Source organism: Rothia nasisuis (genome assembly GCF_928381405.1).
Lineage (GTDB): Bacteria > Actinomycetota > Actinomycetes > Actinomycetales > Micrococcaceae > Rothia > Rothia nasisuis.
The window spans coordinates 16,527-27,125 of the sequence record NZ_CAKMSB010000021.1; the positions used below are offsets into that span (position 1 = coordinate 16,527).

7 protein-coding genes and 1 pseudogene are annotated in these 10,599 nt (G+C 56.1%); 7 read left to right on the forward strand and 1 reads right to left on the reverse strand.

Annotation, left to right across the window (positions count from 1 at the left end; genetic code table 11):
* The first annotated feature begins 182 nt into the window (after window positions 1-182).
* On the forward strand, window positions 183-1,385 hold the full coding sequence (locus tag L6966_RS11645) for an argininosuccinate synthase (RefSeq protein WP_237225258.1): 1,203 nt from the start codon (window positions 183-185) through the stop codon (window positions 1,383-1,385).
* Between the two features lie 120 nt (window positions 1,386-1,505).
* The gene (argH, locus tag L6966_RS11650) at window positions 1,506-2,981 is read left to right on the forward strand and encodes an argininosuccinate lyase (protein ID WP_237225259.1); all 1,476 of its coding nucleotides are present in this window, start codon (window positions 1,506-1,508) and stop codon (window positions 2,979-2,981) included.
* A 388-nt stretch (window positions 2,982-3,369) separates the two neighbouring features.
* Here the strand turns inward: argH and L6966_RS11655 are convergent, their stop codons facing one another.
* Window positions 3,370-5,118, reverse strand: a complete 1,749-nt coding sequence (locus tag L6966_RS11655) for a DUF726 domain-containing protein (RefSeq protein WP_237225260.1) — start codon at window positions 5,116-5,118, stop codon at window positions 3,370-3,372.
* A 189-nt stretch (window positions 5,119-5,307) separates the two neighbouring features.
* Between L6966_RS11655 and L6966_RS11660 the strand changes: the two genes are divergently transcribed.
* The 5 genes and pseudogenes from L6966_RS11660 (at window position 5,308) to tyrS (ending at window position 10,244) form a co-directional block, all read left to right on the forward strand.
* Window positions 5,308-5,859 (forward strand): adenine phosphoribosyltransferase, encoded by a 552-nt coding sequence (locus L6966_RS11660; protein WP_083090990.1) that lies wholly within the window; start codon window positions 5,308-5,310, stop codon window positions 5,857-5,859.
* 202 nt (window positions 5,860-6,061) lie between these two features.
* Window positions 6,062-6,208: a type II toxin-antitoxin system Phd/YefM family antitoxin gene (locus L6966_RS12125; protein WP_272878802.1), complete on the forward strand. Its 147-nt coding sequence runs from the start codon at window positions 6,062-6,064 to the stop codon at window positions 6,206-6,208.
* Between the two features lie 53 nt (window positions 6,209-6,261).
* A pseudogene (locus L6966_RS11670) lies at window positions 6,262-6,451 on the forward strand (Txe/YoeB family addiction module toxin).
* A gap of 121 nt (window positions 6,452-6,572) precedes the next feature.
* A complete protein-coding gene (locus tag L6966_RS11675) occupies window positions 6,573-8,876 on the forward strand; it encodes a HelD family protein (RefSeq protein ID WP_419721898.1) in 2,304 nt (767 codons plus the stop codon).
* Window positions 8,877-8,939: 63 nt separating this feature from the next.
* Window positions 8,940-10,244, forward strand: coding sequence for a tyrosine--tRNA ligase (gene tyrS, locus L6966_RS11680; RefSeq protein WP_237233437.1), 1,305 nt, complete (start codon window positions 8,940-8,942; stop codon window positions 10,242-10,244).
* The last annotated feature ends 355 nt before the right edge of the window (window positions 10,245-10,599 follow it).

Below are 10,599 nucleotides of genomic sequence, written 5' to 3' on the forward strand. Positions count from 1 at the left end.
AGTGTTCCATTAAGGTTTTTTCATGATGGGCGCGCGTCAGTCTTGCCGGTACTCCGTGAAGCGGGCGATGATAGTAGCGGGTATCACGTGCTGGCAGGTTTTGAATAATTATGTCAATAGGTGCATAATTATTTATAGAACGTGCTGTTACCCGCAAAAACGCAAACTTATCAAGGAGCACCATGAAAGAGCGCATCGTCCTGGCCTACTCAGGCGGTCTGGATACCTCAGTTGCCATTGGCTGGATCGGCGAAGCTACCGGCGCCGAAGTTATTGCCGTTGCCGTTGACGTAGGGCAGGGCGGCGAAGACCTTGAAACCATCCGCCAGCGTGCTCTTGACTGCGGTGCGGTTGAAGCCTACGTGGCAGATGCGCGCGACGAGTTCGCCAGCGAATACTGTATGCCCGCTCTCAAAGCCAATGCCCTCTACATGGACGCCTACCCGCTGGTCTCAGCGGTATCCCGCCCAGTCATCACCAAGCACCTGGTGGCTGCTGCCAAGCAGTTCGGCGCTACCACCGTAGCCCACGGTTGCACCGGTAAGGGCAACGACCAGGTACGTTTTGAGGTGGGCATCCAGACCCTGGGCCCCGAGCTCAAATGCATCGCTCCTGTGCGCGACCTGGCCCTGACCCGCGAAAAGGCCATCGACTATGCAGAAAAGAATGACCTGCCGATTGCCACCACCAAAAAGAACCCCTTCTCCATCGACCAGAACGTCTGGGGCCGCGCTGTTGAAACCGGCTTCCTAGAAGATATCTGGAACGGCCCCACCAAGGACGTCTACGACTACACCGACGACCCTACCTTCGCACCCACTCCCGACACCGTCGTCATTTCCTTCAAGGAAGGCATCCCCGTTGCCATTGACGGCCAGGCCGTCACCCCCCTTGAAGCCATTGAAACCATGAACCGCCGTGCCGGTGCCCAGGGTATTGGCCGTATTGATATTGTCGAGGACCGTCTGGTTGGCATCAAGTCCCGCGAAATTTATGAGGCCCCTGGCGCTATGGCTCTCATCGCTGCTCATAAGGAGCTCGAGAACGTTACTATTGAGCGCGAGCAGGCCCGCTTCAAGAAGATGGTCGGCCAGCGCTGGACCGAACTGGTCTACGACGGCCAGTGGTTCTCACCGTTGAAGAAGTCACTGGATGCCTTCATCAACGACACCCAGAAGATGGTCAATGGCGATATCCGCATGGATCTGCACGGCGGACGCGCCGTCGTCACCGGCCGAAAGTCAGAGACCTCCCTCTACGACTTCAACCTGGCCACCTACGACGAGGGTGATACCTTCGACCAGTCCATGGCCCGCGGCTTCATTGAGCTGTTCGGCATGTCCTCCAAGGTCGCTTCAGCCCGCGACCAGCGCCTGGGCCTCTAAATCTCACCCAGCCCGTGCCGCCCAACCCCGCGCGTCCTTACCCTGCTCAAGGGTGAGGACGCCGGCGGGCGGCTTTGCCGTACCCCGCACGATTTTCCCAACCTCTAAAGGTAAAAGAACATGTCAACCGAAAAGCACGGTACTGAAGTGAACGAGACCGCACCTAAGCACGGTACTAACGATGGCGCACTCTGGGGCGGCCGCTTCGCAGGCGGGCCCTCTGAGGCTCTTGCTGCCCTGTCAAAATCCACCCAGTTTGACTGGCGTCTGGCCCCTTATGATATCGCCGGTTCCCGTGCCCACGCCCGCGTGCTGGCTAAGGCTGGCCTGCTGACCGACGATGAGCTGACCGGCATGATTGCCGCCCTGGACCAGCTCGAAGCCGATGTCCGCTCCGGTGCCTATACCCCGGCTGAGTCCGACGAGGACGTTCACGGCTCCCTGGAAAAGGGCCTGATTGAACGGGCCGGTACTGACTTGGGCGGCAAGCTCCGCGCTGGCCGCTCCCGCAACGACCAGATCGCCACCCTGGGCCGCATGTACCTGCGTGACCACGCCTCCATTATCGCCAAGGGCGTGATGGACACCATCGATGCTCTGATCGCCCAGTCTGAGGCTCACCCTTATGCCCCCATGCCTGGCCGAACCCACCTGCAGCACGCCCAGCCCGTCCTGCTCTCCCATCAGCTTCTGGCCCACGCCTGGGCCCTCTCCCGCGATCTTGACCGCCTGCTAGATTGGGACAGGCGCGCCGCAGTGTCCCCCTACGGCTCCGGTGCGCTCGCCGGTTCTTCCCTGGGCCTGGACCCGCAAGCTGTTGCAGCTGACCTGGGCTTCAACTCTGCAACTCACAACTCTATCGACGGTACTGCCTCCCGCGATGTCTACGCTGAGTTCGCCTGGGTTGCCGCCATGATTTCGGTGGATCTCTCCAGCATTTCTGAAGAGATTATTTTCTGGGCTACCAAGGAATTCTCTTTTGTGACCCTGCACGATTCTTTCTCAACAGGCTCATCGATTATGCCGCAGAAGAAGAATCCCGATATCGCCGAGCTGGCCCGCGGCAAGGCTGGCCGTCTGATTGGTGATTTGACCGGCCTTCTGGCGACGCTGAAGGCCCTACCCCTGGCCTACAACCGCGATTTGCAGGAGGATAAGGAGCCGGTCTTTGATGCCATCGACCAGCTGGAGGTTCTGTTGCCTGCGGTTTCTGGCATGATTGCCACCCTGACCTTCAACACTGAGCGTCTGGCTGAGCTGGCCCCCCAGGGCTTTGCCCTGGCTACGGACGTTGCCGAGTGGCTGGTGCGCGAGGGCGTGCCCTTCCGCGTGGCGCACGAGCTGGCCGGTGAGGCTGTGCGTGTCTGCGAAGAGAAGGGCTGCGAGCTGTGGGATCTGACGGAGGAGGACTACCTGGCTATTTCTCCGGCCCTGCATGCTGGCGTCCGCGAGGTACTGACTGTTGAGGGGTCTTTGAACTCCCGCTCCGCTCAGGGCGGCACCGCTCCGTCTGCTGTTGCAGCCCAGCTGGAAGCGCTCAGGAGTGAGCTAGAACCTGCGCGTGCTTTCGCGGCCCGCCCCCAGGTCATCAGCTAATACTTTTTGTCTTTCAACGGACTACCCGTGCTACTACAGTGGGGTAGTCCGTTGTCCTGTTTTCTCGTAGACGATAAATTTTGCACCTACTCGGGAGAGCTAGAAACTTTTGAGTCTACTGAGTGATTATTCCGGCCCTGGTCGTCGCAATGACAATTGTTCTTTTCACCCTGGTTATCCGCATTCACTGGCTCCCTTCTATCCTCATGGAGTACTTTTGGGTAACCGGTCTTGCCAGTTTTCTCTGCCCCTGAGTGCCGATATTTGTGAGCGGTGCGTTGTGGCTAACAATCTATCTGTAACTAGGTGGAATGGGGCAAATAGAAAGTGGGTTCGCCCCAGACTGTTGCTCTGGGGTGAACCCACTTTCTTTTTCTACATTGTTTTATCAGTCTTTTAGCAAGGCCACGAAGTCAATGTACTTTCTATGACCAGGTACTTTATCTGTGACATCAACATTGATAACTCGTGGGTGTTCCTGAGAAAAACCCTTGAAGCCTGCTGCCGTCTTGCCTAAAGCTCCAACTTTATAGAGTTTTCTTAGCACTTCATCGTTGAGCGAGTGATAATTGAAGACCTTTCCATTGACGCCATTGGCAAGGGGCTCCGTCGCAGCAGAAGCAGGGTAAGCGGCGCCGAGTAAGTGAACTCCAACGACTGGGCTCTTATCCTCGCCGTTGGCAAGCGCTGCAGCAGTAGTTGCCATCAATGCTCCACCTAGGCTATGCCCGACTAGAATAAATCCATCTGTATTTTCAGTTCTTGCCAAAATCGAGGCAAGGGCAGAGCCAGCTTGTTTAGCTCTATTCGATGCTGTAGTCCAGGGGTTAGTTACAAGGCCCAGGGCAGCATTCGCTACCCCAACTCCTCCAAGGTTCTTTGCTGCTCGTTTGACCCCTTTCGCGGCGAGGCCTTGTAAGCCAAGGCCACCAGCTCCGCCAAGACCACCCATTCCTAGGTACACACCGAGATCTTTGAGTTCCTTGGCACCCCAGTAAACACGGTAGACAGGGTTTTTTGGGTAGAGGGTGTCAATAACACGTTTCCAACGTGCCCACTTCTGATCTTCTTCGGTAGTGAAGCCGGATGCAAAAACGACTGCAGGCCCCTCTCCACCGCGTATTGTTTCGATATTGAATGAAGAGTCTTTGGACATATAAGCCGATGCGACCCTCATACCAGCTACTCCGCCAAGCCCAGATCCGATAGCGGTAACAACCAGTTGTCCTCCAGCCATGCCCATTCCACCTGCTGCAAGTGAGCCACCGCCAAGAAGCGCTAGGCCGTGGTTCAATGCGGCAACGCCGTGTAAGCCCTTTGCAGCGCCTATGGCAGCACCAATACCGGGAGCAGCGACGTAAGCAAAAGGAATCGCAAGACTTGCTACTGTGGCGATTGTAGCTCCTCGCTTGGCTACCTTTTTAATATCTGCCTTCTCGTATTCAAAAAGGGTATCCCAATGTGAAAGGTCACTGAGGGTTGCCTTTGCCCGGTCAAAACTAGGGATTTCGTGAGTATGTTCAGCGCATAGGGGCAATGACGCAGACCGCATTCCTGTACGTCCGAAGCCTCGCAAGGCGAAGTGGGAGCAACCTGGAACTGAGCATGCTGCTGTCACTACGTTACAATTATCGCAAATGTAAGCATCTGACCAGGTAAGCGGAGTTGCGAGTTCCAGATGCCTCGAAAATTCGATGCAAGCTGAGCAATATGCGTCCTGGAAATTATCTTGTTTGGGGCCAAAAGCTAGGATGGTAGCTAGCTCCAGAAGAGTTGCTTCTGCTTTCTTTGTATCCTTGCGGAGGCTTGCTAGCTTTTCTTCATAAGTTTTCTCAGCGGCCGAATCATCTTGAAAATTAGCATGTTCCTCATCGGGGGTTTCTTCCCACTGGGGTAGCACATCCTCAGCCGCAGCTTTTTGCTGAGCTTTTTTGTGGATAAGGTAGTCAAAGAATGCAGCTTTAAAAAGGCTATTGTGGATGAAGAATGCGTCGCCAGTGAATTGGGGATCTGAGTTTTCGCCCTCCCACATTATATTGATTGCGGTTGAGAGCGGTACTTGGAGTTCAGCGCTTGCGCCTTCTATTCCCTCGTTTTTAAAGATCAGGCGTGTTCTGCTGTAGATGGTCGAATTCATTATTACCCTCTAGTGAGTAGCTGGCAGTGCTAGGTTGGTAGTTCTAGTTTACTGGCGTAAGTGCGAGCACTTTAATTTCTTGACTATAATTTGGCCACTATTAATAACCAGTATGCTATGCGTATACTAGCTGGTGACGTTTTTTGTGCATGAGCGCAACCACTGATGATTGAAGGCGTAACCCTGTCCATGATTAAGCCCGTTGATTCTTCCCTGCCCCTTGAGAAGCAGATTCCTGCTGCCTGCGCGCAGATTCAGGACTACCCCAAGGAGGGCATCCTCTTCTACGACGTGACCACCCTGTTCGCTAACCCGCAGGTATTCAGGGCATCTATGGAAGAGCTCGCCCGGCGTTTTGAAGGGCAATTTGACATCGTGGCCGGTGTTGAGGCCCGCGGCTTCCTGATGGCTTCAGCTATTGCTTACATTGCGGGTAGCGGCGTCATGACCGTACGCAAGGCTGGTAAGCTGCCGCGTGATACCTACATGAAGGAATACTCCCTGGAGTATGGCCAGGCTGCGATTGAGATTCATAAGGACGACATCCCGGCAGGTTCGCGGGTACTGATTGTGGATGACCTGTTGGCCACCGGCGGAACCCTGGAGGCTGCCACCCACCTGATGGAGATGGCTGACCTCAAGGTCGCCGGTATTGGCGTTCTCCTGGAACTTGAGGGCCTGGGCGGACGCGAGATCCTGGCTGGTCGTCGCCTGGAGGCCCTGTCTTTGGTCGCTGAATAGAGACAACCTTTACCGCAGCACCCCGGTTTTTGTTTCTGCCGCACTTCCCAAGAAAAACCACTAGTCGTACAAAAGGTTGTACAAGAAAGGCTGTGCGGTATGAAAATGACCTACTCAGAATCTCGTGCCCGGTATGCAGAGGTCATGGACTCTCTTATCAACGACCGCGAAGAGGTTGTAATTACCAGGGGGGCATGATTCCATGGTTATGCTGTCGTTAGAAGACTATGAGCCCCTCAAAGAAGCCGCCTACCTCATGCGTTCACCTAAGGACGCTCGTCGGATTTCTGAAGCGATTGCTCGTCTAAAAGTTGGCTTGGGAGAAGAGCACCAGCTGATTGAAGAGTAAGCCATGGAAACGCCTGGGAAGACTACCTTTGGCGGCAGCAACAGGACCGCAAAATCCTAAAACGCATTAACACGCTGATTAAAGACATTGCCCGCAATGGGCATGAAGGTATCGGCAAGCCCGAGGCGCTTTAAACACGACTGGTCCGGGTTCTGGTCGCGGCGGATTACAGATGAACACAGACTCATCTATGCGATAACAGATACTTCAATCTTGATTGCTGCCTGCAGATACCACTACTGATAGGTAGAGTTTGAAAGCTCTGGTGCCCTGCCTGACCGAGAGGCCACGGGCGTCCTTTCTTTTTGCCCTGGTGTGCGGGTAGAATGGAGGGCTTGAATTTTCCGTGATGAAGGGTGCCCTCTTGACTGAGACCACACGCGTCAGCTCCGAGCAGACCGCCGCAGAAACCGCCTATCAGGCTGAACTTGCTGGCGAACGTGCCTACGTGGCAGGCCTCTACGCCCGCCTGGACGAGTTGCGCGACATCAACGAGAAGAAGCTCAAGAGCACCAAGCTCAACCAGGCCGTTGGTAGCCATCAGAACCGTTCTGAGCGTGATGCCTACGCCCAGCACTATGAGGACCGCCTAGCCCAGTACAGTGCCGTTGATCACCGGCTGGCCTTTGGGCGTCTTGATCTCGATGACGAAACCGTGCGCTATATCGGGCGTATTGGCCTGGCCACCGAAGACCAGGTTCGCCTGCTCATCGACTGGCGAGCCCCTGAGGCCGGCACCTTCTACCAGGCCACCGCCTTTAACCGCCAGGGGGTGCGCCGCCGCCGCCACCTCATGCTAGAGCGTCGCGAGGTCACCGGCTTCGACGATGACGTCCTTGACTCAGCCATGCTGGCTGATGGTGACGAGCTTCTGCACGGTGAGGGCGCCTTGCTAGCTGCCCTCAACCGCAAGCGCACCGGCCGTATGAGCGATATTGTGGCGACGATTCAGGCTGAGCAGGACGCTATCATCCGCGCAGATCTGGCAGGTGTGCGCGTTGTGCAAGGTGGCCCCGGTACCGGCAAAACTGCCGTGGCTCTGCATCGAGCCGCCTACCTGCTCTACACCTTCCGCGAACGCCTGAACAACGCGGGTGTGCTGGTGGTCGGCCCCTCGGACTCCTTCATGTGGTACATCGAGCGGGTCCTTCCCTCCCTGGGCGAAACCGGTGTGGTGATGTCATCCCTAGCTACCCTCTACCCGGGAATCAAAGCTGTACCTGAAACCGACCCGGTCATAGCCAAAATTAAAGGGGATTTGCGCATGGCTCAGGTTATTTCAAAGGCAGTGGCTGACCGCCAGAAGATACCCACCAAACCCGTCACCATGTTCGTGGACTCCACCTCTATCGAGATGACTCCGGGCATGGTCAAGCATGCCCGCCACGCGGCCCGTTCAACCGGCAAGCCTCACAATGAAGCCCGCGAAACCTTCGTTAAGGTCCTGCTCAAGGAACTGACCGCCCAACTCAACGAGAAACTTGACCTGGCTGCCGGGCACGTGGTCGACCGCCCCTATCTTGAGGACGACGTCCGTGCCTCCTTGGACGTCCGCCGTGCCCTTAACCTGCACTGGATGCCGCTGTCACCCGAGACCCTGGTGCGTTCACTCTTCTCTAAGCCAACCTATTTGATCAGCGCAACCGCCGGTGTCCTGACCGATAGTGAGCGTGATGCTCTGGCCCGCCCGGTATCTCAGCCTTTCACCGAGGCCGATGTGCCCCTGCTTGATGAGGCTGCGGAGCTTCTCGGTGATTTCACCAAGGTTGCCGGTGCCGGGGCAGCTGCCCGCGCTGAAGCTGCCCACCAGGCTAATCTTGAGAACGCCCGCAGGGCTCTGGAGAATGTTGACCAGCAGCTAGCCGACATGGGTGTGGACGGCGTTGTGACCGCTGAACAGGTTGCCGGTTTGAATGAGGAGCGCGGAGAACAAATGACCGCTGCTCGGGCTGCCCAGTCAGACCGTACCTGGGCCTACGGTCATGTGGTGGTCGATGAGGCTCAGGAGCTTTCGCCTATGCAGTGGCGTCTGCTCATGCGCCGTTGCCCCATGAAGTCCTTCACGGTTGTGGGTGATATCGCGCAGGCGTCGTCTGCTGCTGCAGCTACCTCTTGGGCTCAGGCCCTTGAGCCTTTCGTGGGGGAACGTTTCACTCTGGATGAGCTGACGGTCAACTACCGTACTCCCGCCCAGATTTCGGATGCTGCGGTGGCTGTTGCTCGTGCTGCCGGTCTTGAGATTTCTGTTCCGCGGGCGGTGCGTGAGGGTAATTGGGCACCGTCCGCTCGAATTGTGGGTGAGGAGGGCCTTTACCCGGCTTTGGCTGGAACCGTCAGTGATGAACTAGCCTTGGGGTCCGGTGCCCTGATTGGTGTAATTGTGAGCGAGGAACGTTACCGTGATGCCGCCCTGGCGATTGCTAGGGAGCACCGGGATAAGCTGGGCACATCGGCTTCTGCCTTGGAGCACCAGGTGCTTATTCTGACCCCCTGGGAGGCCAAGGGCCTAGAGTTCGATACCGTCATTATCGTTGAACCTGCAGATTTGGTCCGCACGGCCAACGGCTCAGTGGGTGATTTGTATGTCTCCATGACCCGCCCCACCCAGCGCCTGCACCTGCTTGCTTCTACTGAACTCCCTGCCGGAATCGAAGCGTCTGTTCACTAGCAGTCTGGTACCGTGGTGGGTGGTAGATACCGCTTTTATTGATGCAACCAACCAGGAGTAACCGTGTCTGAAGAGACTCTTGCAGCTCAGCACAACGATGATTCCTTCGAGAATATTTGGCAGGAATTGAAGTGGCGTGGCTTCGTGCACGTCAGCACCGACGAAGAAGCCTTAGAGAAGGCGCTGGCTGAAGAGACTGTGAACTTCTATATCGGTTACGACCCCACTGCGGCATCCCTGCATTTGGGGCATCTGGTGCAGTTGTTGCTTATGCGCCGTTTGCAGCTGGCCGGCCACCGCCCCTTCGGGCTGGTCGGTGGTGCGACCGGTCTGATTGGTGACCCTCGTCAGACTTCTGAACGTGTGCTTAACTCTCGCGATGTTGTTGAGGGGTGGGTGGCAAGCCTGCGCTCACAGATTGAGCGTTTCCTCTCCTTTGAGGGCGATAACGCTGCACAGATGGTCAACAATTTAGAGTGGACCGGTCAGCTTTCTGCGATTGACTTCCTGCGTGAAATTGGTAAGAACTTCCGTGTGGGCACCATGATCAAGAAAGAGATTGTGGCTAAACGCCTGAACTCCGATGAGGGTATCTCTTACACCGAGTTCTCCTACCAAATTCTGCAGGGCAATGATTTCCTCGAGCTCAATCGCCGCTACGGTGTAACCCTACAGTGTGGCGGCTCGGATCAGTGGGGCAACCTGACCAGTGGCACGGAGCTGGTGCGCAAGGTTGAGGGTAAGTCTGTTCATGCCCTGGGCACCCCGCTGATTACAAACTCTGATGGTACCAAGTTCGGTAAGTCTGAGGGCAACGCTATCTGGCTTGACCCTGAGCTGTGCTCACCGTACGCCTTCTACCAGTTCTGGCTGAACACTGCTGATGCCGACGTTGCTGATCGTCTTAAGGTCTTTACCTTTAAGACCCGCGGTGAGATTGCTGCTCTTCAGCGGTCTGTGGATGAGGAGCCCTTCAAACGTCTGGCTCAGAAGACCCTAGCCTACGAGGTTACTTCGCTGGTACACGGTGTGGACGCTACTGAGAAGGTGATTGCCGCGTCTGAGGCTTTGTTCGGTAAGGGTGACTTCGCCGCTCTGGACGAGGCGACTCTGGTGGCTGCAACAGCTGAGTTGCCCCGCGCGGTACTGAGTCGAGATTCACTGGATATGGTAACCATTCTGACCGAGACGGGCCTGTCTGCATCTAAGTCGGAGGCCCGCCGCACCCTCAAGGAGGGGGGCGCAGCAATCAACAACGTTAAGGTGCAGGGTGAAGGCGTCACCTTGAGCGAGTCTGACCTATTGTTGGGCAAGTACGTGGTGGTACGCCGTGGCAAAAAGAACATGGCCGTTGTGGAGATTGCTTAGGCTCTCTTGAGCTATGAAATCTATGTGACAGGATGAGCTGTACAAAGACGCCCGCTTCTCTTCTTCCCTGTCTGAGGGCGGGGGAGAGGCGGGCGTCAGATTTTTTTTAAAAGTTATTTCTGGGCTTACCTCGCTATTCACCTGCCCAAATATATGTGATGTGGAAAGCTGGGGTAGGTGTTTGGGGTAGAAACATGGCATCGGGGTTGCGTGCTCTCAAAAACCTGTGTACAGTAGAACGAGTCGTTACGGCAGGAACACAAACCACCGTAACCCACCATCTCATCACCCAGCCACCTAAATGACCTGCACGAAACTTGCAGATTACAGGTAAGCTCAGATAAGATGGGCAGGC